This window comes from Geomonas ferrireducens, assembly GCF_004917065.1.
Classification (GTDB): Bacteria; Desulfobacterota; Desulfuromonadia; order Geobacterales; family Geobacteraceae; genus Geomonas; species Geomonas ferrireducens.
This window is the reverse complement of the sequence record NZ_SSYA01000001.1, coordinates 1,439,880-1,463,246: the sequence shown is the minus strand read 5'-3', so window position 1 is coordinate 1,463,246 and position 23,367 is coordinate 1,439,880. Positions and strand designations below refer to the sequence as shown.

General features: G+C 51.0%; 29 protein-coding genes. 8 read left to right on the top strand and 21 right to left on the bottom strand.

Annotated features, from left to right (window positions below; all coding sequences use genetic code 11):
• Positions 1 to 200: 200 nt before the first annotated feature.
• From E8L22_RS06325 to E8L22_RS06315, 3 genes are all read right to left on the bottom strand, one after another.
• A complete protein-coding gene (locus E8L22_RS06325) occupies positions 201 to 1,466 on the bottom strand; it encodes a hypothetical protein (RefSeq protein WP_136524342.1) in 1,266 nt (421 codons plus the stop codon).
• A 520-nt stretch (positions 1,467 to 1,986) separates the two neighbouring features.
• The gene (locus E8L22_RS06320) at positions 1,987 to 2,301 is read right to left on the bottom strand and encodes a HigA family addiction module antitoxin (protein ID WP_136524341.1); all 315 of its coding nucleotides are present in this window, start codon (positions 2,299 to 2,301) and stop codon (positions 1,987 to 1,989) included.
• An 8-nt stretch (positions 2,302 to 2,309) separates the two neighbouring features.
• On the bottom strand, positions 2,310 to 2,591 hold the full coding sequence (locus E8L22_RS06315) for a type II toxin-antitoxin system RelE/ParE family toxin (protein WP_136524340.1): 282 nt from the start codon (positions 2,589 to 2,591) through the stop codon (positions 2,310 to 2,312).
• Between the two features lie 162 nt (positions 2,592 to 2,753).
• On the opposite strand from E8L22_RS06315, the gene E8L22_RS06310 reads away from it, so the two are divergent.
• Entirely contained in the window at positions 2,754 to 3,281 is a 528-nt protein-coding gene (locus E8L22_RS06310) for a hypothetical protein (RefSeq protein WP_136524339.1), read from the top strand.
• 12 nt (positions 3,282 to 3,293) lie between these two features.
• Positions 3,294 to 3,842 (top strand): hypothetical protein, encoded by a 549-nt coding sequence (locus tag E8L22_RS06305; protein WP_136524338.1) that lies wholly within the window; start codon positions 3,294 to 3,296, stop codon positions 3,840 to 3,842.
• 17 nt (positions 3,843 to 3,859) lie between these two features.
• On the opposite strand, the gene E8L22_RS06300 is transcribed toward E8L22_RS06305, so the two are convergent.
• The gene (locus tag E8L22_RS06300) at positions 3,860 to 4,411 is read right to left on the bottom strand and encodes a chalcone isomerase family protein (protein ID WP_136524337.1); all 552 of its coding nucleotides are present in this window, start codon (positions 4,409 to 4,411) and stop codon (positions 3,860 to 3,862) included.
• A gap of 41 nt (positions 4,412 to 4,452) precedes the next feature.
• Positions 4,453 to 4,938: a VOC family protein gene (locus E8L22_RS06295; protein ID WP_136524336.1), complete on the bottom strand. Its 486-nt coding sequence runs from the start codon at positions 4,936 to 4,938 to the stop codon at positions 4,453 to 4,455.
• 290 nt (positions 4,939 to 5,228) lie between these two features.
• Here E8L22_RS06295 and E8L22_RS06290 point away from each other — a divergent pair, with 290 nt between their 5' ends.
• Both E8L22_RS06290 and E8L22_RS06285 read left to right on the top strand, forming a co-directional pair.
• Positions 5,229 to 5,522 carry a hypothetical protein gene (locus E8L22_RS06290; protein WP_136524335.1) on the top strand — a complete coding sequence of 98 codons (294 nt, stop codon included), beginning with the start codon at positions 5,229 to 5,231 and terminating at the stop codon, positions 5,520 to 5,522.
• Between the two features lie 9 nt (positions 5,523 to 5,531).
• A complete protein-coding gene (locus tag E8L22_RS06285; RefSeq protein ID WP_136524334.1) occupies positions 5,532 to 5,834 on the top strand; it encodes a hypothetical protein in 303 nt (100 codons plus the stop codon).
• 194 nt (positions 5,835 to 6,028) lie between these two features.
• On the opposite strand, the gene E8L22_RS21865 is transcribed toward E8L22_RS06285, so the two are convergent.
• The 7 genes from E8L22_RS21865 to E8L22_RS21955 form a co-directional block, all read right to left on the bottom strand.
• The gene (locus E8L22_RS21865) at positions 6,029 to 6,154 is read right to left on the bottom strand and encodes a hypothetical protein (RefSeq protein ID WP_281276080.1); all 126 of its coding nucleotides are present in this window, start codon (positions 6,152 to 6,154) and stop codon (positions 6,029 to 6,031) included.
• Between the two features lie 67 nt (positions 6,155 to 6,221).
• Positions 6,222 to 6,347: a hypothetical protein gene (locus E8L22_RS21860; protein ID WP_281276081.1), complete on the bottom strand. Its 126-nt coding sequence runs from the start codon at positions 6,345 to 6,347 to the stop codon at positions 6,222 to 6,224.
• Between the two features lie 100 nt (positions 6,348 to 6,447).
• Complete coding sequence (locus E8L22_RS06280; protein WP_246044562.1) at positions 6,448 to 7,413, bottom strand: transposase; 966 nt, start codon at positions 7,411 to 7,413, stop codon at positions 6,448 to 6,450.
• 94 nt (positions 7,414 to 7,507) lie between these two features.
• Positions 7,508 to 8,245 (bottom strand): hypothetical protein, encoded by a 738-nt coding sequence (locus E8L22_RS06275; RefSeq protein ID WP_136524332.1) that lies wholly within the window; start codon positions 8,243 to 8,245, stop codon positions 7,508 to 7,510.
• Positions 8,169 to 8,708 carry an N-acetylmuramidase family protein gene (locus tag E8L22_RS21370; RefSeq protein WP_162604784.1) on the bottom strand — a complete coding sequence of 180 codons (540 nt, stop codon included), beginning with the start codon at positions 8,706 to 8,708 and terminating at the stop codon, positions 8,169 to 8,171. Before E8L22_RS21370 ends, E8L22_RS06275 begins: the two co-directional genes overlap by 77 nt.
• 351 nt (positions 8,709 to 9,059) lie before the next feature.
• Entirely contained in the window at positions 9,060 to 10,019 is a 960-nt protein-coding gene (locus tag E8L22_RS06265; protein ID WP_136524330.1) for a transposase, read from the bottom strand.
• Positions 9,958 to 10,179, bottom strand: coding sequence for a hypothetical protein (locus E8L22_RS21955; protein ID WP_342792613.1), 222 nt, complete (start codon positions 10,177 to 10,179; stop codon positions 9,958 to 9,960). Before E8L22_RS21955 ends, E8L22_RS06265 begins: the two co-directional genes overlap by 62 nt.
• Here E8L22_RS21955 and E8L22_RS21950 point away from each other — a divergent pair.
• Positions 10,123 to 10,272: a hypothetical protein gene (locus tag E8L22_RS21950; protein WP_342792618.1), complete on the top strand. Its 150-nt coding sequence runs from the start codon at positions 10,123 to 10,125 to the stop codon at positions 10,270 to 10,272. The two genes, E8L22_RS21955 and E8L22_RS21950, sit on opposite strands and share 57 nt — an antisense overlap.
• A gap of 62 nt (positions 10,273 to 10,334) precedes the next feature.
• Here the strand turns inward: E8L22_RS21950 and thyX are convergent, their stop codons facing one another.
• The 7 genes from thyX to E8L22_RS06225 all read right to left on the bottom strand — a co-directional run bounded on the left by thyX (position 10,335) and on the right by E8L22_RS06225 (position 18,199).
• On the bottom strand, positions 10,335 to 10,958 hold the full coding sequence (gene thyX, locus E8L22_RS06255) for an FAD-dependent thymidylate synthase (protein WP_136524329.1): 624 nt from the start codon (positions 10,956 to 10,958) through the stop codon (positions 10,335 to 10,337).
• 9 nt (positions 10,959 to 10,967) lie between these two features.
• Positions 10,968 to 12,596: an HD domain-containing protein gene (locus E8L22_RS06250; protein WP_136524328.1), complete on the bottom strand. Its 1,629-nt coding sequence runs from the start codon at positions 12,594 to 12,596 to the stop codon at positions 10,968 to 10,970.
• Entirely contained in the window at positions 12,593 to 13,558 is a 966-nt protein-coding gene (locus E8L22_RS06245) for a hypothetical protein (protein WP_136524327.1), read from the bottom strand. The genes E8L22_RS06250 and E8L22_RS06245 overlap by 4 nt, the downstream gene beginning before the upstream one ends.
• Entirely contained in the window at positions 13,558 to 14,649 is a 1,092-nt protein-coding gene (locus E8L22_RS06240) for a hypothetical protein (RefSeq protein WP_136524326.1), read from the bottom strand. Before E8L22_RS06240 ends, E8L22_RS06245 begins: the two co-directional genes overlap by 1 nt.
• A gap of 438 nt (positions 14,650 to 15,087) precedes the next feature.
• Positions 15,088 to 15,354, bottom strand: a complete 267-nt coding sequence (locus E8L22_RS06235; protein WP_136524325.1) for a hypothetical protein — start codon at positions 15,352 to 15,354, stop codon at positions 15,088 to 15,090.
• A gap of 354 nt (positions 15,355 to 15,708) precedes the next feature.
• The gene (locus E8L22_RS06230) at positions 15,709 to 16,686 is read right to left on the bottom strand and encodes a restriction endonuclease (RefSeq protein WP_136524324.1); all 978 of its coding nucleotides are present in this window, start codon (positions 16,684 to 16,686) and stop codon (positions 15,709 to 15,711) included.
• Positions 16,687 to 17,548: 862 nt separating this feature from the next.
• Complete coding sequence (locus E8L22_RS06225; RefSeq protein WP_136524323.1) at positions 17,549 to 18,199, bottom strand: hypothetical protein; 651 nt, start codon at positions 18,197 to 18,199, stop codon at positions 17,549 to 17,551.
• Between the two features lie 401 nt (positions 18,200 to 18,600).
• Between E8L22_RS06225 and E8L22_RS06220 the strand changes: the two genes are divergently transcribed.
• The 3 genes from E8L22_RS06220 to E8L22_RS06210 all read left to right on the top strand — a co-directional run bounded on the left by E8L22_RS06220 (position 18,601) and on the right by E8L22_RS06210 (position 22,325).
• Positions 18,601 to 21,660 (top strand): hypothetical protein, encoded by a 3,060-nt coding sequence (locus E8L22_RS06220; protein WP_136524322.1) that lies wholly within the window; start codon positions 18,601 to 18,603, stop codon positions 21,658 to 21,660.
• 108 nt (positions 21,661 to 21,768) lie between these two features.
• A complete protein-coding gene (gene dhiT, locus E8L22_RS06215; RefSeq protein WP_246044560.1) occupies positions 21,769 to 22,083 on the top strand; it encodes a type II toxin-antitoxin system toxin DhiT in 315 nt (104 codons plus the stop codon).
• Between the two features lie 2 nt (positions 22,084 to 22,085).
• Positions 22,086 to 22,325, top strand: a complete 240-nt coding sequence (locus E8L22_RS06210) for a DUF2442 domain-containing protein (protein WP_136524321.1) — start codon at positions 22,086 to 22,088, stop codon at positions 22,323 to 22,325.
• A gap of 29 nt (positions 22,326 to 22,354) precedes the next feature.
• On the opposite strand, the gene E8L22_RS06205 is transcribed toward E8L22_RS06210, so the two are convergent.
• Both E8L22_RS06205 and E8L22_RS06200 read right to left on the bottom strand, forming a co-directional pair.
• Entirely contained in the window at positions 22,355 to 22,615 is a 261-nt protein-coding gene (locus E8L22_RS06205; RefSeq protein WP_246044592.1) for a DUF2442 domain-containing protein, read from the bottom strand.
• A 257-nt stretch (positions 22,616 to 22,872) separates the two neighbouring features.
• The gene (locus E8L22_RS06200) at positions 22,873 to 23,334 is read right to left on the bottom strand and encodes a hypothetical protein (RefSeq protein ID WP_136524320.1); all 462 of its coding nucleotides are present in this window, start codon (positions 23,332 to 23,334) and stop codon (positions 22,873 to 22,875) included.
• Positions 23,335 to 23,367 lie beyond the last annotated feature (33 nt).

Below are 23,367 nucleotides of genomic sequence, written 5' to 3'. Positions count from 1 at the left end.
GCAGCGTCAGCTGATGCTCGTAAGGTCGGACTAAGGCAAATCCCCCCTGCCCCCCCTTCGCAAAGGGGGGAACCTGATGCCATGCTCACTGCTTCGAGACTAACGCACACATGCTTCCCCGGAATTTCCTAAAGAACCTTTGCGAAGTGGGGGACGGGGGGGAATTTTCGCCACCCGCAGCCTCGCAGGTGGCGAAATCTCTACCAGTATATGAATGTCCCGATTGCCCCGATGTTGGCGTCCTGTGTCGCCCCATTGAACCAGCGATCCTGCGCCCAAGTGTACTCCCCGATGATCTGGACGAACGGGTTCACGTTGTAAGTAACCGCAACCACCGCCGCCTGCTGTTTCTGGATGTTCAGCTCCGTGTCGTTGCCGACAAGCTCCGCCCTGCTCTGGCCGTAGTTGACGCCCAACTTAACCACTGGGGTCACCTTGTAGGTCGCCTGGTTCAAAAAGCCCCAGTTGGTCCTCTCCCTGCCGTCCGCGGAGAGCGCGTCCGCCCCCTGCATCCCCAACATGCCTAGCGCTTTTCCGCCGTAGCAGGAAGTGAGCAGCTGAAGCCCACCCACATCGAGCTGCACGCCCCCCGCCCCGCCAACCGAGGTGACGTGGCCGCCCGGACGCACCGCCGCAACGGTATGCTCAGGAGTGATGCTGCCGTCCGGGTTGAGCGTCACCGGAACGGTGACCGTCTGGGCGGAGGAGAAGCTTGCCTGCTGGTAAAGCCCGGACACCCATCCCTGGAACTTACCACCGGAGAAATCCTTCGCGTAGGAGATCTCGCTCTCCAGGCGCGGTACGTTACGGATCGTCGCCGCACCGATGTCGTTCGTGTCGTTCACGCTGACGGCCACCTTGAAGCCGCTCATATCCGGCGTCGTGTACCTGATCTGGGCCCCGAAGTTGGGGTAGAGGTAGCCGTAGCCGATGTGCCCCATGGTCGGCCCGTTGTTCACCGGCCCGATCACCCCGGCCCCGAAAAGGGTCATGTCGGTGAGGATGTTCTTGGCCTGGTAGAGGTTGATGGCACGGCCGGCAAGGACCTGGCCGAAAGCGCCGGTCGCGGTCATGTTGATCTCGCGGAAGTCGATGTTCGGCGAAAGGTCGGTGCGGCTCCCTCCGTTGTTCTGAACCTGCGGGTAGAGTCCGAGACGTACCGCGTAATCCACGCCGTTGGTGGTGGGAGACTGGATGTTCAGCCCCACGCCCACCGGGAGCAGGCCCGTTCTCACCCTGAACTGCTGCTGGCTCTCGCCCGTACCCGTCTGGTCGCCGCCGATCTCGCCCCCGATGACGCCGGCCGGGCGCCGTCCGACCGACTCGTAGGTAGCGAAGACGTTGAGGAAGCCGTCCGTGGAGAACTTCCACCCGTTGGCCCCGCCTATCTCGAAGGCCTGCACTGACTGTGCGCTCGCTGCGACAGCCAATACCGCTGCCAGCATCGTTATTTTACTTTTCTGCATGTTACCCCCTGGTTGAATGATTCCATCATTGCATCTGCATCTATTTAAAAAGCGGCTTTTACTATGAGCCGCTGCATTGCTGCTTCATCAAAAGATGTTTTTGTATGACAATATTTGCACATGTAATACAAAGCAGCTTTGTTACTGTATCAGCACAGTCATGCAGCTGTAGTGCACTGAAATTTGGATACAGTTAAATAGAATGCCTTTATAGCAATGGACATACCGACATCCATTCACGGCGCCCTGTTTCTTAGCGCATGAACCATTACTATTTGTAAACAATGAAATTTTTACAGGCAGGTGTTTTTCAAAAGGGTAGGAACTTCTTAGAGGTGGAATAAAGCGGAACACCAAAAGCGGTCCAAGCTGGAACAAGTACCGCTTTTGGAACAGCCAAGACGTTACAAAGCTGCACACACGGGGCTTACCCGCCCCGGCAGCCATTTAAAGTGATTCTTTCTTACCGGCTTGAGTTCGAAGCTATAAACGGCAGGTGGTTTTGACTCGAGGGTATCCTCTACGCAGCTTGAACCGACCGGATCGCAGCAAGTTCTTTTGCCAGATCCTTTTCCGCCTGCCACAGGTCTACGGCCCGCTGGGCGTTCAACCAGAATTCAGGGCTGTTCCCGAAAAACCGGGAAAGCCGAAGCGCCATGCCAGGGCTTACCGCCCTGCGCTCCCGCAACAACTCGTTGATTGTTTGTCGGGATACTCCCAAGGTCCCCGCGAGCGCTCCAGCCGTCAAACCGTAATCCGGCAAGAAGTCTTCCCGCAGCATTGCTCCCGGATGTGTCGGCGGTATTTCTCTTTTGTCTCCATCGTTTTTAAACATTTCACACCTCAATGGTAATCGGTTATCTCCACGTCGTATGCATCACCGTTGTCCCAACTAAAGCAGATCCGCCACTGGTCATTGATTGAGATGGCATACTGCCCGAAGCGGTTGCCGTGCAAGGCATGCAGCCTGTTGCTGGGAGGAACCTTCAGGTCGTCCAGGACAGATGCGAGGTCAATATACTCCAAACGGCGTATCGCTCTTCCTAGTAGATCCGGGGGCAATCGCTTCGACTTCCCGGTAAGGAAGACTTGCTTCGTCTCTTTGTCGGCGAAAGTCTTTATCACCTCTAAACTCTATGTTGTCACGCGGCGCGTGTCAACCCTTTGCCCCCCACGCATGAAGGGGGGAGAGATTTTGCGGTCTTAACGACAGGCTTGCCCTTGCGAATTCATTTGCAATACTTAATGCGAGAGGCGGTGACCTAAAGCGTTGAGGAGGGAGTGATTATGCCTGGCAACAACAGCTGCCAAAAATGCCACTCGTTGAAAGCTGCTTGCGACGAAGCCTTTTATACATACCCCAAGTCGTGCAGCCATGCCGTTTGGCACGTCATAAGAAAATACGTTCACGACCAGCCTTACCTTACTGCAAACAACCTCCTCCAAGTTGTGGAGAGAAGCCCCAGATGGCAAGAGGTTCAGATTCATGAACTAGCACAACTTGCAAATGATGGCGTCCTTGTCATAGGCGGCGCGGCGGAATCGACACACGGTCACGTGATAGTTGTATATCCAGGTCAGCCAAAGAATCATGGCGGGTACAGTTACTTGGACCGAGAAGGCAGGTCAAAAGTACTGCCCAGCTACGGCATATTTCCTCTTGCCATGTCCACGTCGATAGGAAGTTGGCCTGGAGCAAAAAGCAAAGGGGATAGAACGATCGCGGATCCCTGGTCGCGGGAAAAATTCAAACACGTTCGTTTCTATAAGTACGTTGGGACACCATATGGGTCCCCAGATGGTGCGGAGAACTGAGGAGATCAGCGCATGCAAAAAGCCTTTACCGTTTTTATAGCTCTCGCCTCATGCCTGTCATGGCCAACCCAGTTTGCCTTCGCTGAAGGCTACATTGGCTTTACCGAACTAAAGCCGAGAGATTGTGTCGTTATCGATCCACAACGGGCTGTAAAGTTGCCGGCCTCATGGCACAAGTACCTAACATTCACAAAAATATGTCCCTTGAAGAAAGAACAATCATCAAAAGCGGTAGTCTCGATTATTTCAGTCTGGACTGAAGACTATCTCAATACGAAACAGGCAAAAGTATGGGAGGATTTTCCTTACACCATCATTGTTGATGATCGTATGAACGTTGTAGGGACACTCCCGGAGATTTTCCCGGCAGATGCCCCAGCCGAGCCAGCCGTTTACTTTGGAAACTGGAAATCTGAAGTACCAACAGAAATAAGAGTGGATGTCTATGACCCTACCGTCGCTGGCGACCACTACTACGAGCCTCTGATCTGGAACGAAAAACAGAAGAGATATTACATGACGGATAAAGAGCCCAAATCAGGATCCAGACCAAACCGATAGAGCGGCCAAAACGGCACTTACTTGCCGAGCATCCCCTTCTTCAGGTTCGCGTCGGCTGGTTTTTCTCCGAGGTAGATGGCTAAGATGGCGGTGGCAAGGGGGCGGGAGACCAGGGTCCCGAGAGGCTTGCCGTTGTGCTTGGCCGTCACCGTCCCGTCGCCCCCAAGGAAGATGTCGACCTCGTCACCGCGCTTGAAGTCTCCCGTAAAAAAGGAGAGGAATTTCTTCACTTCCGCAGCATCGGCAAGCTCCGGCGAGTTGTTCACAAAACCCTCCTGGAACGCCTCGACGATCTTCTCCTTCTCCACCTTCGGGTACACGAAAGCCATCCTGATCAACTTGTCACCCGTGTCACTGAGCGCTTCAGAACCGCTCGTCAGGCGTCGCGCGGAATACAGGGAGCCGACGTAGACTTTGACGAAGAATTTCTTCCTGATGCCGCTGCCGTTCAAGGTTAGCGTTTCGGCATTCACCGTCACTTGTGGATCGACCTTCACGCCTGCAATTTCCTTCGCCGGAGCGGTGCCTGCAACAAGCACCGCCAAGATCAACGCAAGTATCACTCTCATGCTTTGCGGCCTCCTTTCGCCGGTATAACAAGCCTGAAACCTCAGCCTCGACGTGCAGCCTCGATGGCGGCGATGTCGATCTTCACCATCTGCATCATGGCATCGAACGCGCGCTTCGCCGCGGCGGGATCTGGGTCTGTTATCGCCTCAGTCAACGCGACCGGTGTGATTTGCCACGAGATGCCATACTTATCTCTGCACCAACCGCAGACGATCTCTTGCCCCCCGTTGCCGACGATTGCGTTCCAGTACCGGTCGGTCTCCGCCTGGTCCGTAGTAGCGACCTGGAACGAGAATGCCTCGTTGTGCTTGACCTCAGGTCCCCCGTTGAGCCCGAGGCAAGGAATCCCCATGACGGTAAACTCGACCGTCAATACATCGCCTTTTTTCCCGGACGGGTAATCCCCCGGCGCGAGGTGCACCGCGTCAACCGATGAATCGGGGAAGATCCCCGCGTAAAAGCGCGCCGCCTCTTCCGCGTCGCCATCGAACCAAAGGCAGATCGTGTTCTTTGCAGGCTTTTTCATGCATTTCTCCTTTTAAGCCATCGACGCCGAAGCAGACGATGCGCTTGCAGTCATAGTGGATTGCACGCCAGAACGCATTCCGGACCAAACTCTAGCAAGAGCCCATCGAATGTCAAAAACCTCAGCGACTCCCCCCATCCCCCAGGAATTCTCTTGAAGATGCTTTCGCATCCAACGGCTTTCCTCAGTTGCTCGCCGACGGCTTGCCGATTTTTGTCAGGGCGCCGGTTGACAGGCACCGATATTATTGGCATTTTCTAACCATTCACGCGAACAACAGGAGGGGGGTCATGGGATTCGAACTGCAGTCGTTGTACCAAGCAATTACGTTCGCGCTGCTCGATGTGGCGGCGGGAAATGAAGATGAGCGTCGTGTCGATGTCGGGACGCGCGGCAACGCGGCGCGTATCAGGATCCTGCAACCGACAGGCGATGTCATGATGACCGTGTACGGGACCGGCGTCTGTGAGGTCGGTGAACAGTTGGTGCTTTCCTGCCTGAAAAGGGTCAGCGTGCAGCGCCTGAACGAACTGCACAAGACCCCGTTGAAGAAGGCTGCACTACTCAAGCTTGCGAAAGGATAGGGAGGTTTTATGGAAACCGGGGAGTTCGAGATTGCAAAGCTGTGGGAAAGTGTGGCGATGAGCTTTTTGCAGCTCTGCATGCGCGATGGCGGCGATAAGGATATCGGAGTGATGCTTCTGGGGAGCGACGTCCATCTGAAGGTGATAGGTCTTTCCACCAATACGGAAATCAACGTAGTAGCGGGTGCGGAATACAACGCCATGGCGAAACAACTGGTCCATGCCTGCTTTAAAAAGCTGAGCGCCGGGGACATCGTCGAGCTGAGCCTGAAGTCCCTGAATACCGAAGCCGACGTCTTGAAGCCGGCATAGCTTTGTGACCAAATCAGGAGCCTTGGCAACCGTTACCATATCAGCCAAGTGAAAATGGCCTCACTGCTGAACACCGGTGTTTCGTCGGTATGCAAGTGAGAAGTCGGGGACACCCATGGGCGTCCCCGCTCCGCGTGTCTCCCAGAGGCGGCTTGCCCTTGCGGCAGGCCGCCGCAAGGGACCCGACTTATGGTTTATTTACCTTCGTAACGCGCCCAATAGGCCGTGCTGTGCGCGGATTGGCGGTCCATCGGCCCCTTGTTCAGCAGAGCGAAGGCGGCGGCGCCGAATACACAGGTAACTACTATTGCGAGGATCATGATGTCTCCATTTGTTACAGACGATTTTGTAGCGTGAAGAGCAGGCAGGAGAGGAGACGTGGACTTTTTAGATCGTGAGCTTTACACCGACAGCTTTTTCCTCTTTCTTGAGCCGTTTGTCCGCCTTCTTTTCTTTTTGTGTTTTTGCCGGTTCCTTTTTCGATGACTTCTTACTGTCTTGGCCTTTACTCATGATGTTACTCCTTGTCGTAAAGTTGCATTACCTCAAAGTTCTACTCTTTCAACTATACCACTATTAGACAGCAGATGTGCCTTTATTACCAGAAAGCCCCCTAGGGGGACGTTGTTAATATTTTTACATTTGAGACAAGATCTTTAGCTGCACCGTCCTTCACCAAGGTCTCTCCCCTCTTTGCAGCCACCGTTACCCCTGCACGAGATATCTTAAGCAAGTCCGAAATGGTCGCCCCGCTGTATCCCAAGACACGCAGTGCAAGGAAACAGGCTACTGCGCGGGCCGCTGATACAGTTCGCTCCTTGGTGGATGTACATAGTATTTCGGGGCTGATCCCGTATCTTGCAGCAACGTCACTGACCACTGATTCCAAGGACGGTATATCCTCTATGTGTGCATCTTGTTCCACCCGCCATACGTCTTCTACAAACTCGCCCCCACCGAGGATCCGCTCATCGAACGCCTCTGCACCAGGCTGCGCATGAAGGAAGTCACAACTTCTGAGCATGCCGCCTCCAACGAACTCCTCACGATGACCTTTTGCTGCAGCCTCCATGACAAACAACCGATAATTCCGTCTTGCTTCCGACAAACTGCCGCCAAATCTGCACAGCACCTCGTCCGTGACCTGACCCGGGAGGGTGTGGTTCCCCATTAGTACCGCGTGCCCGCTCCAGCGATAGCTGTCCAATGCGTCCACGCCCTGGACAAGGCGCGCCCTGACAGGATTCAGGTGAATGTAGCTCACCAGCTCCAGAAGGTAAGGCTCTTCCTGGCAAACAATGGACTTGTAACGATTTTGAAAGAGATGGCCGACACGGTTGTGCCTTTGATTGAATGTCACCGCGTACCCGGTGAGTAGGCGGCGCATGAAGGAGGATAATTTGGACTTTTCCGGTCTCAACAGAAGATGGAAGTGGTTGGTCATCAGCGCCCAGGCGAAGCACGAGGTACCGGTCTTCACCAGCAGCATTGATAGGCGATCGAGGAAAGAGTAACGGTCTTTGTCATCGAGGAAGATGTCGGACTTCTCGATGCCACGGACCATCACGTGCTGCAGCAAACCAACCGCATCAAGTCGAGCTAACCTTGGCATGCGGAAAGCTTAGCCGTGCCTAATCAAATGTCAAAATATTAACAACGTCCCCCTAGTTCCTTTACTCAGGATATCCCTCGCGGTACAGACAATGTGTTGTAGTCTTAGCAGGAGATGAAAGTGGTTGGTCATCAGCGTCCAGGCTGTTTGGTGGCATAAGCTGTCCAGCTTCTCTCGATCTGATCCACCCGACTGTACTATGAGGCTCAAATACCGACTCCACCTGCATCCACCCATCTTTTTGTCTAAGTATCCCGACCAAAGCTCCTTTGCGGAGAACCCCTTTCAATTTCCCTTTGTGGGAGGGGACCAAGTGCAACACAGCGCGCTCAGCAATGATTTCCTGCAGATCGAGCCATTTTGTCAGCCTCACCAACTCGAGCACAATTCCAGTCGAAATCTGTGGCAGCAACACGAGACCACATCCAGCATGATCTGTCCCGTTATTGATTTTGAGATCCACCCCACCAGGGATATCTTTCACCGTTCCCGGCAGCAAACGATCGCTCCAAGTCATTACGCGTGCTTCATTGTTTGCGGAAGAGCCTCTAAGAAAGAATGAACAGTCCTTAGTCACACCCTCCCCTTGATTTTCCTTATAAACTCCGACAACGGCTCCGTGTCTCCCTACTGCTATAGCTAGATTTTCGTAGACCCCTGACTTTAGTTCCCCAGCCGATGCCGAAGTAACCGAAACAAGCAAAATCCACAAAGCTGTTACGTTAAGCTTTAGGAGAGCTTGATGCCGCATTACAATGTTTTTTGTAACTACGCTCCATACGTTTGTCACAATCTCCATAATTAACTCCGTTGTACAAGCAGGCAATTTTCTTAAAATCTTTGGCCATTATTGCCGAAATCAAGTCTGATCGCGACTTACAAAACTTCACAAACCCCATTAATTGTTCCCGCTCTCCAGTCTTCATTGCCATCACAAAATCAAGTACGTTTTCAAACCCGCAAGCTTTGTGGTTAAACCCCATAATCTGAAACTTTCCCCAGGAGCAGGACTGGAGTGCGGCATTGGCATCCAGTTCCATCGCTGCACGTAGGGTTTGCCATGACACAGAATGAGAGCGATTGTTTAGCTTCCATTGCGCTCCCGCTTTTTCCAAGTACACGTATGAGAGGCGCATATGTCGATCATGCAATCTTTTTGTGAGTCGTCGAAATATATGCCCTTCATATGCAATGACGGGTAGACCATCGGAACCAAAGCCGCTTTTCCCACCAGACTCAACTTCTGCGAAAGCCTTGATCACCGCTACGGAAGCACCTCCTAAAGTCTTAGCTGCATCAACGAAATCTTCTTCTCTAAGCTGGTTTCTGGTTCCTGGTTTAGGTGTGATAACACTGCTAATTATTCTGCTTTGCTCCGTTATGTTTGGATCCCTTCCAACGACGAATGGAGAGGCATGATCGTTTATTCCAAGGGCCCCGGTGTGTCCCCGATGTGTGTACGACGTGTGTCCGGCGAAGCGGCATCGTTGTGGCCTAGTGGGCCTGGGGTTAGGGCAGGGCGTTGAAAGGGGTCGCGGTGGAAGTGGGGCGCACGGGAGTTGGCCATATGAACCTCCTAAGGGAGAGTTCGTGACAACGGAAATAGGCTAGGGTCAGGCTTGCAAAGTTGCAAAGTCGACAAGGATTTTATGAAGATTCTTCATCCGTTCAGCAATTTCGTGGTCGGACTTTGATCTAGCTGTCAGCCTTGTGATGGACGAACTAAGAGTCGTGACGTCGCGCCCAAAGACATGACCGAGATCTGTGAGAGTGTCATCACTCATTTCCCGTACCGCCCATGCCACCATTGAACGTGCTTCTGCCATCTTGAAGCTTCTGTCGGCATTAACCAGCCCCCCGCCCGTCAGCCCATAGAGGCGCTCCACTGCCTCTATTATTTCGGGAATCGCAGGCTTCCTCATATGCTCTGGTTCTATGTTGTCATGGATCTTATCCACAAAGTCATCCGGACCGAGAAAACGTGTATCGGCTATATCTCCGTGGCTGAAGACATCACAGTGCCCGTTTTGAATGTTCTCGTTGACGAAGTCCAGGAAGGCGGACCTGGCGCGTTGCATGTTGTTGCCGAAGTAGGCCAGGACGGGTTCCATCCGCAACCAGGGCAGGACTTCCTTGCCAACATAAGCACGATGGCTGCTCCAAGGATAAGCTGAAGGGTCCTTTACAAGATTCGCACGAATTGGATTAAGGTGGATATATGAGGTCAACTGAAGGAGGTATTCGTCGGCGTCGACCAGGATCGCCCTGTACCGTCCTTGGAAGAGGTGCCCGACTCTTTTTTGCCGCCAGTTTATCCAGCGGGTATACCTAAAAGCCAAGTTCTGGATGATCCTTGATAGCGGGACATCAGAGACTTGGCAGAGGAGGTGTACATGGTTGGTCATCAGACAGAAAGAGAGGATCGAATGGCCAAACCTTTCGATCCCCTCCTGGAGAAGCAGGTAGAACTTGTACCGGTCCACCTCATCGTAGAAAATATCCTGCCGGTCGTTACCCCGCAGGATGACGTGATAGTGAGCACCAGGAAAATGTATCCGCTGCCGGCGAGCCATTAGCTAAAGCTAACCCAATTTTGAAACTTTGCAAGCCTGACCCCAGATTCCACTGGCAGATGAGATGAACGTGGTTTGTCAGCAGACAAAAAGAGAGGATCGAATGGCCAAACCTTTCGATCCCCTCCTGGAGAAGCAGGTAGAACTTGTACCGGTCCACCTCATCGTAGAAAATATCCTGCCGGTCATTCCCGCGCAGGATGACATGATAGTGAGCACCAGGAAAATGTATCCGCTGCCGGCGAGCCATTAGCCAAAGCTAACCTAACTTTGCAACTTTGCAAGCCTGACCCCAGATCCCTACACTCTTTCTCCTCAGAGACCATCAAAGATGATAGGAATTCGCTTGCGAAATTCTTTCAGTAAAGGTTCAGCAACCTCCCTCATTTGAGGATGCGCTAAGGTAGATGTGCGAAGACGAAAAAAGTGCCGCCATTCCCTAAGGTTCATAGTCATAACAATTTCTGTTTTCAAGGAGTTCGGCAGGACTGACCGCGCTTCCTGGGGAGAAGCACCGAGGCTCAATAGCTCAAAATAGGACTTCTCAGCATTTTCCATCGCTTGCTTCCATACACGGTATTTGCGGTCTGCACTCTGTTCTCCAAAAAAACAGGGTGAAACAACACTAATCTCATTGCCAAACTTATCCTTACTATAGTTACAATATCGGGTGCTCTCCTGGCTGTAGCTAGCAATACGGTGCCTTACGATCTCATGGGTTACACCTCTGTCGCAGATGATCCTTACGGTGACCTTTTCATGCTCCAGTACGGATTCGTGTCCTCGCTTCAGTATCATTTCAACAAAGGAAAGGGCAGAATTGTCAGAAACTTTGTCTTCGCTCTTATAACAGGTTCGTCCATATTTTTCGATATTACGGAGCATTTCCATACCGTCAACATTATCCTCTATTACAAATTCAGGGTTTACAATATGCATAAATTCTCCTTATAGCTCTATAGGTTCATTACTGTACAACTTTAAACCACGCTCTTTAAAAATGCATCGATGGCAACTAGGCTTTTGGCATAGTTCAATGGGGATCGATTTATTTAAAGCAAAGAGCTTAGTAAAAATATCGGCACGGAATCCTTCAGTTCTGTCAACAATAGGTTCTCGAACAAAAACTGAGAAAACAGCAGCAACTCTATCGGAAGGTAGCTTAAGCTTACGGCAAATCTCATCAACAGCTTTAGATATTGTTGCCCCTGTGACTACTACATCGGTTACCAAAACTAATTTTGATACATCTATAAAACTGATAGCCTTATCTGGGTCAACCTGAAATTTCTTAAATTTGTCTGGAATGAGATACGAAAAAGGAACTCTCTTGAAAAGAGCCATGGCCGAAGCGAGGGCGCTTCCCTGTTGACCTATACCAACGACATGACAACCATCGGGCAACTTGTCACAAAAACCTTTTGCTATTTTTCTTAGGTATTCTGGGTCTTCAAGAAGAGATTGAGTATCTATCCAATCTCTGGCACAAATACCATCTTCTATGATGAAATGACCAGATAGAAGCAGTTTATTTGTATCAACCCACCCAGTTATTTCGTTCTCAAGCGCCACATTATCTATAATTATTTCTCTTTTTATAGCTTTGGGAACAGGAACTTCCGATGACAGAGGGTCTATAACCCCCTCTGCTATTTTATCATTTTTTTTTTTTTGACGCTCTCTATCTATCCTGTCGCTAAGATCATCGACCGTAGAAATCTCGACCTTATGAAAACTCCAACCTTGCAAGCCACAATCAGTGAAAAATACATTTTTGTTAAGGTAAATAAGTTCTGTATTGATTTTTTGCTCTACTTCAAGCAGAAGCTTTACATCTGCCTCCTCATTACCATCCTCTTTGATAAGCTCATGATCTGGCTTCAAATGGATAACACTTCTATCTGTAGGACAGATTTTTGGAAACATGAAAATTTCGCATTTTCTCCAGTGCGGGCGCGAGGATTCATTTATATTATAGTCATCTGGCTTATACCCCTTTATTCTTCTACTATTAATATCCAACTCATCAGCCAACCTTAAAATAGAAGATAGTACCCGAACATTTATAGGTTTTCCTGACATCCCAACGTAAAAGTCTTCCTTTTTAGGAAGGGCCTCTATAGTTTTGCATGTAGTAATTCCGTTCTCTGTTTTAAGATCGGAGTGCCCGAAAATAACATCTCCAATACATATAGCTTGCTCTCGGTCAAACGGCAAACGGTGATCTCGTTGTTCTCGCTTTACAAAGTCTCTTGCATCGGCGCTGTGTGTCCCCCGTTTTTCTGGGTCTAGCGCCATGTACACGTCATGAAGTAGGACGGCAACATCCAAAATAAAAAGTTCTTCCGTGTTGAGCCCTGAAAAGTTTTCTTTTAAAATTATATTACTGATAATGTTATAAATATTAACACAATGATTTCTATAATCATGAGGAGTGTAAGCATCTTTTTGTCTAAGACTACCACGGTCGAGGATCTCTACGTAAATATTTTTTACAGTAAGCCAGTTTTGGAAATAAGATTCTTCGCTTTTAAGCATGCTAATGCACGAAAAATTTTCTTCAATGATTTTAGTCATGTCGCACTTACCTCATAATTAAATTCAAATTCTTCATTTATAGAGATAACAGAGTGATTAGTAGTGTCATACTTACGAGGAGAGCTGGGATTTGAAGGTAGAAAAAGTTTGGCTATTCCAAATGATCCCTCTATCGTTGCACCTTGTAAGGCAACAACAGTTTTTACTAATTTGAGCTCTGTACCCAGGCATAAAAAGTCATACACGAACAAATAACGCCCGCCCTCTTTGATCTTTCCTATGACCTCACGATCCATTATAGTTAAATGGGGCCCGAGGTTCATAAGATAAATTGTTGGCTTACCTATCAAGATGGTGAGTGCAGTCGAAATGACAGATCCGTTATTACTTGCGCAGATGAACCCATCATATTGGTCTAGATTTTTTTCCCTAGTTAGGAGACGACACAATAGGTATAGCGTCAAAAAGTATACCGGCGTATTGCAAAACATCTGTTTAATATCAATATACATATTGCTATAAACATTTGATGAATCTAAGAACGTGGATGTGCGCCTTGCAGTAGTCAATAGAAACTCTGCCGTCACCGATTTTACGAAACGATCTAATTTTTGTTTAAAGTCAACCTTTCCTTTAACTACAGTTTCAAAATACACCTCTGCTTCCTTGGTAGAAAAAAGAAACCCGTTCCCGACAATCGTAATTGATAATGCTTTCGCTATGTGTCCAGAAATTTTCTCGTCTGCTCCACAAAATATAAGATTTTTACCAAGGTTTCGGATCTGAGAAAAAGGCTCAAAAACTCTGGAATGTGCGGCATTAACGTTAGTCAAATCTACTAAGAAGTATTTTGCGGTACTATTAGTAATTGACCTGAGTATATCGCTAGCCAACGTATCGTCTATTAAGTCAACTGAAAATGATAGATACTTACTTTTGAACGTAGCATTCATATGTACAGGAACGTATACCGTTTCCTCATTGAACTTGAACGAATACATTACCGCTTGACTCCTATAGGTACTTCGATTTCAATATGTACACCCTTAAGCTTACCAGAGCTTTTCCTTACTGGAGAGAACCTGAGTTCAATGTCTTCTCGTTGTACTTGTACAAGTTTGTCTTTCAAGGTTTTCGCTAACTTAACTGGGTGGTCGATATAACGCTGAAAACTATTCTGGGTCAAGATAACTTGCGTATCATTTGAATGTATTCTAACCACCCCCCCAGTCGCTGTGACATTGCCAACAACATGAAAAATGCCAAAGACTTCATACTGCTGGCGAAAAAGGATTGATTCTAAGATGGCATATACATTCCTTACATCTTCCGATAATGAAAGGAACTCATCTGTAGAAACTGTAACTGGCGATGCTTCATTGGCTCTATATTTCTTGGACAGAGAATGATACAGTCCGTTACCACAGTCAGATATAGCTAAATATGCTTTTTTATGGCGATTGTTATCTGTTAGATTAGTTTGTATCGTTGCAAATGCAAGATTGTCACTGTGTAGGCATGCGTTATAGCACAACTCGGTTAAGTTATTTAGAAGGTCAGAACCGTCACTTTTCACACCAGTAATGGACGTAGCAAGATCAGTTATTATATTTATTGATTTTTTTAATTTGTAACGTACATCCTCATATGCCATATCCGGCTCAAAGCAATAACAAAAGCATCCTGGATAGACTGTGTTAGTATTTAGTCCACCAACATACCTATCGTCTATTACGAATAAATCATAGTCACTTATGATACTAAAAAACGAAATATCATTTAAATATGATAGTAGCTTAGGTTTCCACGGCACGATAAGCTCGACAGGAGTACCAAAATGTTTTTTGAGTATGTAACCTATTGTGAAAATGTTAGGCACTACAAGTGGCGAGATGAAACTAACCTCAGAGAAATCAAGTACAAGCTCTCTGCCGCTATTTTGCCGAAAAAAATTATGCAGCTGCGGAAGAACGTTGTTGTAGAAATCGAAAGAGGTTGCATCTTCACCCAAATATATATGACAGAGTTCCCTCATTTGATCACCTTGAGCTTTTTGTGAAGCAACATCGATGCTGGCATCGGGTAAAAGCAAGAGTACTCACCCGCCGAGTAAAGTTCCAATTAATGAGTTCCATACCTTAAACCCACACTGTAGTCAAGGATCTATGGACAGCCTCTAAAAAATGTTGTCAGTCAAAGTACGTGCGGTGTCAACAATTTATAGCATATCGTGAGACATTGATACGGACCCGGGGGGGGGAGAGACAATAGTATTATAAGCTATACAACACCGTCTCCCGTTCTCTTCACCGCACTTCCTAATTACTCGCGCCCCCCTTTACTACGGGTTGCCACGGTCAACGTGCATCCACAATAGGATGTACGCGCACACCGTAGAGTTCGGTCCTGAGGCCAAACGGCCAGCGAGGCAATTCCCGATAAGGTCGTGTCGGTCTACGTGCTACCTTCGGCATTCATTACCGCTTGAGCGCCTTGACGACATTAAAGGGGGGGCATTCTCTTTGGCATGTTATTTACGGCCTTGTGCTTTTGCGATAATGGCTCTCCTCATTCTATCCTGTTCTTCTGGACTCATTTCTTCGAAGCCGTCTTCACTTTCGATAAGTGCATAACAGGCGGTATTGATCATAGTGTTTCTCAATCTGGTTCTTAGGCCTACAGTTAAAATCTCCTCCATAGCCTCTTTTAGAAGGAGATACTTCCTGTGTTCCTTCTTTGCGTAGGCTTCTAATTTTTCAATAAGTTCATGTTCTTGTTCAGCAACTCCGCTGTGCATGTTGCATCCTTTCTAGATTGCGCCCTCAGGTCCCCGCTGCGAGATGCTGTGCATTGGCCCTCGAAGGGCCCGAGGTGTCCGTTCTTTAAATTCCTCTTGTTCCTATTGCCGAAGCTTTTTGTTACCCTCATCACAACGGCTAGAGTTTTACCCCCTTCGCGAAATTCGCCCGCCTTCCTCCTGGCGGGCTGCCTCAGGAAGAGGTATTCTTACAGTAGCTCCCTTCAAGTTTAAAAATCCATCCCTCAGGGCCTCTTAGATCATTGCCATCAAAGCATGTGCTGGGACGGGAGCTGGTCTTATGTAACTCTCTCTGCCGCCCCCATTGTAGCTCTCTGTGTAGTTCATATTGCTCTACATTACTGGCCAAGCCTTCTTACACGGCAAGCACCCGTAAAAGCTCTGCCCCTGTTTCGGCCCACTCTGAAAGGTCCTCAGGACGAGTTCGGTTCCACAATCGGGGCAGTTCCTTTTCTGCTCTCCTTTTGGCTGGACCACCGCTACATCCGCTGATTTCGGGGCCGGGCCCGCAACCGCGAAGACCTGGGTGCCGTTGCATTTCGGGTAGGTGCTGCAGCCCCAGAACTTCTGGCCTGCATTGGAGCCTTTGCGGGCTACTCGGACTTGCATCGCCGCTCCACATTTCGGGCATTGCTGCGCGACTGGGGGAGCAACATTCGCCTGGGAAGGCGTGGGGACCACGTTCCGGACTGCCCAGATCATCGATTTCAGTTTCTGACCGTCGATCAGCTCGAGGTTAAGGCCTCTCACGAAGGCCTTTGCGTCTACAGTGAAGGTGCCGGAGGTTACGAAATATCCGCCGGCAGCTCCTGCTGCGGCCATTACGCCGTAAAATTCTCGCACCGGCTGGACGCTGACCTTGTAGGCCTTCCACTGCTTGCACTGCACCAGGTGCTTCTCTCTCCCCTTGCGTAGAACGAGATCGATGCCGCCATCGGGCCCGCTACCACCCTCGCGTGCGACCTCAAAACCGTTCCGCTTGAAATGCTCGGCGACCAGGGTTTCGAACTCGCCCCAGCTCATCTCGTTCAGCGAGGCGACATCCGCACGCGACTTGACCGTATCGTAGAGCTTGCGCTGCTTCATGGCGTTGAACGCTGAGATACCTGCCCCAATTAGGAAGGCGGGAGCGAGAAGAAACTGTCCGAACATCGCGAACATTTGCACAATGACTTTGCCGGGATTTTGGGAGGGGAGCGCACTGAAATATAAGAAGAATACGACGGCAAGAATGACGGAGATCCACCAGGGGAACTTGCTGGCGATGAGGACTATGTCTTCCAGGGGACTGGTGCGGTTCTTGCGGGCCATGGGACTTTGCGCAACTCCTTAGGCGGGATAGCGTAAACATCATTAACACATGCGGAAACATTGTTAAAGAAAATTCAACACCGCAAGCCAATTTTCTCACGCAAAGACGCCAAGACGCAAAGAAATGCGATTAACAGGGATGAAGGGGATGAACGGGGATTACTACCTATGACCGAGGCTGCTGATGGTTCAACCTTTTGCGCTCCGAATTTACTCCTGACGCTGGAGGTTCAATCTCTAGCGTTCTCAATTTACTCCCGATGCTAGAGGTTCAACCGCTGGCGTTTTCAATTTACTCGCGACGCTGGAGGTTCAACCTCTGACGTTTTCAATTTACTCACGGCGCTGGAGGTTCAACCTCTGGCGATTTCAATTTACTCCCGACGCTGGAGGTTCAACCTCTGGCGTTTTCAATTTACTCCCGACGCTGGAGGTTCAGCCTCTGGCGTTCTCAATTTACTCGCGGCGCTGGAGGTTCAACCTCTGGCGTTTTCAATTTACTCGCGACGCTGGAGGTTCAACCTCTGGCGCTCTCAATTTACTACCGGCGCCGGAGGTTCAATGTCGCAGGTTTCCAATTTACTGCCGAGGTTGGAGGTTGAAGGGATTAAGTTTTGAGTTCAGCAAGTGGGCCAGAGGTGGGATCGCCCTCACCCCGATCCTCTCCCGGAGGGAGTGGGAGGAAACAAGGCACTCATTGAGGAAAACCTGGGCGATGCCGAGATCCTGGAGTGCCCGCGGCGTTTCATTTGCTGCTGGGAGATCCTGCGAGGTGAGGCGGCATGAAGTGTGGATCGTTTGGAAGTAGCGAGGCAGGTGTGCGGCTGCAGGTCGGTCTCTGCAGCCGCACCAGGAATGCGGGTTAACTCAGCACGATGTCGACTACTGCGGACCAAGGACCGTATCCGGCATTGTTGTGGTACCTCGTCCGGATGTAGTACCGCTTGACCAACTCGCCTTTCAGCTCCACTTTACACCTATAGGACCTTTCTGCACTTTTCCAGGAAGACTCGTCATTCGGGTTGTCCGTGTACTGGACCTCGAGACTGCCCATGCCCTGACACTTGTTCACCACCACATAGAAGATCCCGGACCCCTTCGGCCCCGGTTTCAGGTCCACTTTGCCGGGTTGCCCCGGCAGGATGGTGGTCGCCGGCTTGCTCGTATAGGTCCTGTGGCGCAGTTCGTAGCCAATGTCCATCAGCGAGGGATTGTTTTCATGCGTGGCGACCATCACTGAGTGCTGACCGGCAAAGGTAAAGGCCGTGAATATATTTTCGCGTGCCTTGTCCCTGTCTTCGACCATCCGTTTGCCGCCACCCTTCGCCGCATTCGACTTCTCCCCAAGTATGTCCGCCAGCGTGTCGAATGTATCACCCACTGGCACATGAGGTCCGACATTTTGGAAGGCGGCGTGCCCCCTCAACCTTCGCCCAAAGATGCGAGCTTCCTGCATGAGGTCGCCGTCAGAAAGCTTCCAGAGATGCGACAGTTCGTGCTTCGGTACCGACATAATGGCCTCCTTTCATGGGTTACCTGCCTCGCATCGGCAGACGCGATGAATATTAGCTTGCGCCAATTTTTAGTCAAGCGTTGCCTGGCGTTTTTTTCCAAACTCCGTATGAAACGTAGGGCGTCCCGCGCTGTTCTCCCCCGCGTGACGCCTTCCCTCCACCACTCAAAAAACACCATACGTGCCCCCTTCCTAGCCCGGTCCTCCCTGCCTTCACCCTCCGTAGGCTTCGGTCCGCAGGTGAGTGCGGGAGCTCACCACCCCCTTGCAATATTACAAATATCTAATACAATGGTTTCATTCGGCTCATAATTCCTCGCGATGGGACCTGCCCACTCATGACTGAACCTGCTCCCGTACCGCCACATCTTTTCAAAAACCTCTCCACCAGGGCGCGTAACGTGCTCATCAATCTCAAGGTCGAGTCGCACCAGGACCTCATCGCCTTGAGCGAGCGCGGCCTCCCCAAGATCCGATGGTGCGGCACCAAAACTACGGCTGAACTCACACGGCTGCTTGAAGGGGTTCAGCTAGATTACGTGCCGATGCATTCCTCTTTGGCGCAACCTTCGGGCTGCGCCGAGGGTGCTGCTGCCTCCGAAGTTTCCGCTCCCCGAATGGCTGCCGTCCCTTCAAAATGGAGCATCCTGAATAGAACGTTTATGGAATTATCCACTGCGGCCGCTTCGCCTTCGCAGTGTGCTTGGCCGGAAACGATCAAGCTCCCGCCTGCGGACCTCGTGCGGCTTCGTGCCGTAGGCATCTTCCCGGAGGACACCCCGTACCTTCTTTGCTCGTTCACCATTGAGTACCTTCTCGAAGCGGGCTTGAGCGATACTGCCCTGTCCTCCATGTTGCATGCTATTGCGCGCGTTTCACAGCTGCCGGGGGACCCCCTTCCCACAATTACCCAAGAGGCCCAGGATCTCTCTTTATACACCGGCCTTCCTGAGGACCAGCTCGATCCGCTTATCGTCCACGATTTCCCCTTCCCCGCCCTCCTTGGCTTTGTGGATGCCCCAACTGACGCAGTTCCCTGGAGCGTCGTTGCGAAGATCACGGAACGTTCCGTTATCAAACGACTCGGCTTCTCGGTCACGGCCCTACGCGCCATCCGTTACCTGTGGCAGCTCAAGGAGCGCGCCGAGGCTTTCGTTGAGTCCGCCGCAGCTGGACTGCCCACCGCTTTGTATCTCGACTTAGACCGATTGCTCGACCAATACACGCTGACTGCAGGAACAAGCGGAGGCGGCACCGAGCCACCGAAACACTGGGACTGGTATCCGCGTCTGGCCAGGAAGCGGTTTGGGGCGGCCGCCGACAAGGTTTCCTTGCGGAAGTTAGGGGAGGAGATAGGCGTAACCACTGAACGGGTTCGACAGGTTGAAGCCAAACTGCTGCAAAAACTGACGGACGGGGCGAATCTACTGCACCTGGATTATCTCTGGCGTTTGCTCGACCATTTCTTGTTTTCAAGTGGCGGCGCGCGCTATGCCTACGAACTTTGTCTCTCTTTGCAGACGGTGCACGGCTGGGATACTCCTCCCTCAGAGGAGACGCTTTGCGTCCTCATGGGCCTCTCGCCGAGGTATCGCGTGGATCCGGATTCATCCCCCGTCAGGATATCCCTCACCACCGCTTGCTGCGCCGCTTGTGAGGCCGCCGGTGCCGCCCTTTCGGAGGCTCTCATTGCCTCGAAAACCGCCGCCTTTACCTACGATCACGCACTCGATGTCGTACGGGGTGCCTGCGTTAGGATGCAGTGCCCGGAGCTGCGTAAGATCACCTCCTTCTCCCCTAGTCTCGTTGAATTCATAGCGGACCCGTCACCGTCTCTCAGCGTCCACGACCAAGAGGTGCACCTTGAGCTGCCGCAGCATAAGTGCACCCTTATTCAGGAGCTAGAGGAGGTCATGCTCTCGGCCCCGGACGGGATGCATTACAAAGAGGCCTATCAACGCTTGAAGCTTATGGACCCGGAAACTACCACCAGCGCTCAATCGGTTCACGGCCGGTTGACGGACGCCAAGTGGGCGTTGCTGTGGGGCATGGGAACCTTCAAGCATCGTGCATTGCTGACTATCCCCGTCCCACTCATCACTGAAATTCTCGAAGACTTCGCCCATGAATTAGAGAGATACGACGTTCCCTACCTGTGTGCCAACGGTCATCATTTTGATCGATACGCGGAACGGCTCCGGGCACAGGACATACCTACGTCACGCGCCCTCTACTCTTGCATGAAAATCGTGGGAAGCCCCACCATGAGCTTCGAGGAATACCCGTATGTCCTGAGGAAAAGTCACGTTGGCCCCAGGCCCCCGGTTTCCTTATTGATCGAGCAGTTCCTCCTCAAGGCGCGTCGAGCGGTTTCCTATAAGGAACTGAAAGATTTCGAGGTTGGCATACTCGGCGGCCACATACTGCATATGCACAGCCATTTGAACCGGTCGCGCAACGTCCTGAAGATTGAGAACATCCTGCTTCATATCGACCACGCGCAATATGTAACAGATCAGTTGCGTCGCATGGTCGAGACACCTCCATTGGAGGAAGACGGGAGCGAACCCACGGAGGTCGCACTCTTCAGAAAGCATCAGGACGCATGCGAAGCAATCGGCATAGCAGGGCCAAAGGAGCTTTTTTGTTTCGTGGAGCGGTTTTTACCCGGAACGGTAAATTGGCATCTGGAGCCTCATCGGAAGTATCCGCTCTGGAAACAGGCAGCGGTTAAAGATGAGAAGGTGCAGGCAAAGCCGAAATCCAAGTCGCGCCGACACAAGTCGCCTCCACCCGAGCCGCCTGCTAAGAGGACCACCGCTGCGCCTCCCCCCGCCGACTGGGTGTACGCCTACCTGGAAGATCTGGGTAAGCCCTGCCTTACGAAGCACCTTTTCGAGGCATTCCGTGCTGACCCGCTGCGAAACAACCTCTATAAGGTGTGGCTCAGAAAGACGGAGAGGGTTTTGTGGTACTCGCGGGATAGCGTGATCGCACGAAAGGCCCTCGAGTGGGACGACGAAAAACAGTACGCCCTCGAGACACTCGCCCTGATGCATCTGGAGCGCGCAGCCGGGCTCGGCAAGCCTTACGGGTCGTGTCGCGCGATTCACACGGACCATTCGGGACAGTTACCTGAACTCGCGCACAGGGTCGCCTGGACCCCAGTGCTGCTCCATGGGCTCTTGGTATCCGGAGCAAACTTCGTCCAGATCGGCAGGCAGAAGGATCTGTTCGTTTCGGTGGACAACCCCCACGGCATACAAACGCTGAACGACCTTCTTTATCGCACTCTGCTGACCGAGCACGGCGGCTGTGTCCCGAAGAAGGAATTCCTGGCCGCTTGCGAGAAGGAAGGGATCATCCTCAAGCCTTCGGCGCTGTTTCTCACCGGGAAGGATCCGCGGGTGGTTGTCGATGGGGGTGTGATAAGGGCGGTGTCGCTTGAAGTTGGGGCTTAAAATGCCTCACCACAGAGCGCACTGAGGGGCACTGAGGGGCTCGGTGGGACACGGAGGAGTCCGGCGTGTACGCCTAGGTGAGTAGGCCTGCGTCCTAGGACGCCCTTATTGGTTAATATTTTAGGTATTGTGTTGTATATTGGGGTGCATACGATGCCGACAATCTCGATGTTTTACGGAATCGTCATTTACATGTTTTTCTACGACAACAAGCGGCATTCGTTGCCACACCTCCACGCGACTTATGGCGACCATGACGCTATTTACTCTATTGAGGATGGCGATTTGCTGGAAGGTAATTTGCCAAGGAACAAGCAAAAGCTTGTTCAGGCCTGGATCGAGATACATCGAGAGGATCTGCTTGCGGACTGGCGTCTCGCCGTCAATGGGCAAAATCCTCTGCCGATCAAACCTTTGGAGTGACAATGGACAAGGTGGTTTCAGTAAAGGCATTAACTGACAAGAAAGTCGCCGTGGTTTTCGCTGACGGGAAATCAGGGGTGTTTGACGTCGCGCCCTACATAAAGACAGAATTTTTTGAACGCCTCAACGACGCTGCGTATTTCAACCAAGTGCGCCTCTTCTTTTCGGGAATAGGATGGCCGGAGGGACAGGATTTCGGCCCTGACACCATCGCGGCTGAGTTGCAACCTATGCGGGAGTAGCTCCCTATTTCCCACCCAGCCCGCGCTCGTTATTTCTTGAGGGTTTTCTTGTACCTGCGAAGATTCTCCAGAGCTTCCTTCGCTTCCTTCAACAGCAAAGCGCGCTCACGCTCCAGCGAGTCCTCGAGCTCCGTTGGAGCCATGTCGAAACCCGCCTCAGGTCGTAGGCCCGCCAAAAGGGTCTCCGGAGCGATATCCTGATAGTTTGGCCAAGTCACTGCCCCCAGGAAGATGCCAACTTTATTGAAGTAGCTCACGTCCTTAAGCTCCCTGAAACCACCATGTTCCAGATATGGCTTCAGGTCGAAGATACCTTTGCGGCCATCCTAATTTCAACGTAAATGCGGTAGTCGGTCATCGGTTTAACGGCTTTCACGTCCCAGTACATCATTTCCTCACAGGTTCGATTTTGTATGGGTTCTCTCCACGAACTGCGAGCTCCCAGTCCGCCTGCTACTCCTCACGGTGAAGGCACAACCATGCCAAAACCAGCCTAAATTGTTTTCTCTGGAGTTGTCCAGCTGATTATGCCGTAGAACTTAGGAAATCAACGGTTCGCCTGTGTATAAGTCCCCGCATAGCCGTCCCCCAAGCTATATCTTTTCGAGGGATTGTCCCATCGCCTGAGTCCAAACCAGTTCATTCTTATTGTTCCCTGTTTTATTGTGGAGATATCCAGCTCAGCTAAAGGTTTTCTTTTGTCGAATTTATCCCAAGGCAAAGCTGCCCCTCCACTCCCCACCTCAACTACGCTTTCCCAAAACAAATACACTCTCTTCAATTTGGCGTCGAGCAGGTAACGAACATTCAAATATATCTGGTTTGACTCCACACAAAATGATTGAAGTACCCCAAGCTGAATGTCTATGCACTCTCCACAGCCACATCCAGCCGACTTTGCATGCAACTTCACCCACTTGCCGTTGATCGCGTTTGATTCCTCACCGGCATATGCCGCAGCAACGGTTGAACACATTGCCCAAAATATAATTACTGCTAACGTTCTCATCTCTTACTCCATCTAAACAAGCTAGTAGAATAT

Excerpts from the sequence above, each read along its gene's own strand:
- E8L22_RS06325 (WP_136524342.1), bottom strand. The coding sequence starts at position 1,466 with ATGCAGAAAAGTAAAATAACGATGCTGGCAGCGGTATTGGCTGTCGCA.
- E8L22_RS06320 (WP_136524341.1), bottom strand. The coding sequence starts at position 2,301 with ATGTTTAAAAACGATGGAGACAAAAGAGAAATACCGCCGACACATCCG.
- E8L22_RS06310 (WP_136524339.1), top strand. The coding sequence starts at position 2,754 with ATGCCTGGCAACAACAGCTGCCAAAAATGCCACTCGTTGAAAGCTGCT.
- E8L22_RS06305 (WP_136524338.1), top strand. The coding sequence starts at position 3,294 with ATGCAAAAAGCCTTTACCGTTTTTATAGCTCTCGCCTCATGCCTGTCA.
- E8L22_RS06300 (WP_136524337.1), bottom strand. The coding sequence starts at position 4,411 with ATGAGAGTGATACTTGCGTTGATCTTGGCGGTGCTTGTTGCAGGCACC.
- E8L22_RS06295 (WP_136524336.1), bottom strand. The coding sequence starts at position 4,938 with ATGAAAAAGCCTGCAAAGAACACGATCTGCCTTTGGTTCGATGGCGAC.
- E8L22_RS06290 (WP_136524335.1), top strand. The coding sequence starts at position 5,229 with ATGGGATTCGAACTGCAGTCGTTGTACCAAGCAATTACGTTCGCGCTG.
- E8L22_RS06285 (WP_136524334.1), top strand. The coding sequence starts at position 5,532 with ATGGAAACCGGGGAGTTCGAGATTGCAAAGCTGTGGGAAAGTGTGGCG.
- E8L22_RS21865 (WP_281276080.1), bottom strand. The coding sequence starts at position 6,154 with ATGATCCTCGCAATAGTAGTTACCTGTGTATTCGGCGCCGCCGCCTTC.
- E8L22_RS21860 (WP_281276081.1), bottom strand. The coding sequence starts at position 6,347 with ATGAGTAAAGGCCAAGACAGTAAGAAGTCATCGAAAAAGGAACCGGCA.
- E8L22_RS06275 (WP_136524332.1), bottom strand. The coding sequence starts at position 8,245 with ATGGAGATTGTGACAAACGTATGGAGCGTAGTTACAAAAAACATTGTA.
- E8L22_RS06265 (WP_136524330.1), bottom strand. The coding sequence starts at position 10,019 with ATGGCTCGCCGGCAGCGGATACATTTTCCTGGTGCTCACTATCACGTC.
- E8L22_RS21950 (WP_342792618.1), top strand. The coding sequence starts at position 10,123 with ATGGCCAAACCTTTCGATCCCCTCCTGGAGAAGCAGGTAGAACTTGTA.
- thyX (WP_136524329.1), bottom strand. The coding sequence starts at position 10,958 with ATGCATATTGTAAACCCTGAATTTGTAATAGAGGATAATGTTGACGGT.
- E8L22_RS06250 (WP_136524328.1), bottom strand. The coding sequence starts at position 12,596 with ATGACTAAAATCATTGAAGAAAATTTTTCGTGCATTAGCATGCTTAAA.
- E8L22_RS06245 (WP_136524327.1), bottom strand. The coding sequence starts at position 13,558 with ATGTATTCGTTCAAGTTCAATGAGGAAACGGTATACGTTCCTGTACAT.
- E8L22_RS06235 (WP_136524325.1), bottom strand. The coding sequence starts at position 15,354 with ATGCACAGCGGAGTTGCTGAACAAGAACATGAACTTATTGAAAAATTA.
- E8L22_RS06230 (WP_136524324.1), bottom strand. The coding sequence starts at position 16,686 with ATGGCCCGCAAGAACCGCACCAGTCCCCTGGAAGACATAGTCCTCATC.
- E8L22_RS06225 (WP_136524323.1), bottom strand. The coding sequence starts at position 18,199 with ATGTCGGTACCGAAGCACGAACTGTCGCATCTCTGGAAGCTTTCTGAC.
- E8L22_RS06210 (WP_136524321.1), top strand. The coding sequence starts at position 22,086 with ATGGACAAGGTGGTTTCAGTAAAGGCATTAACTGACAAGAAAGTCGCC.
- E8L22_RS06200 (WP_136524320.1), bottom strand. The coding sequence starts at position 23,334 with ATGAGAACGTTAGCAGTAATTATATTTTGGGCAATGTGTTCAACCGTT.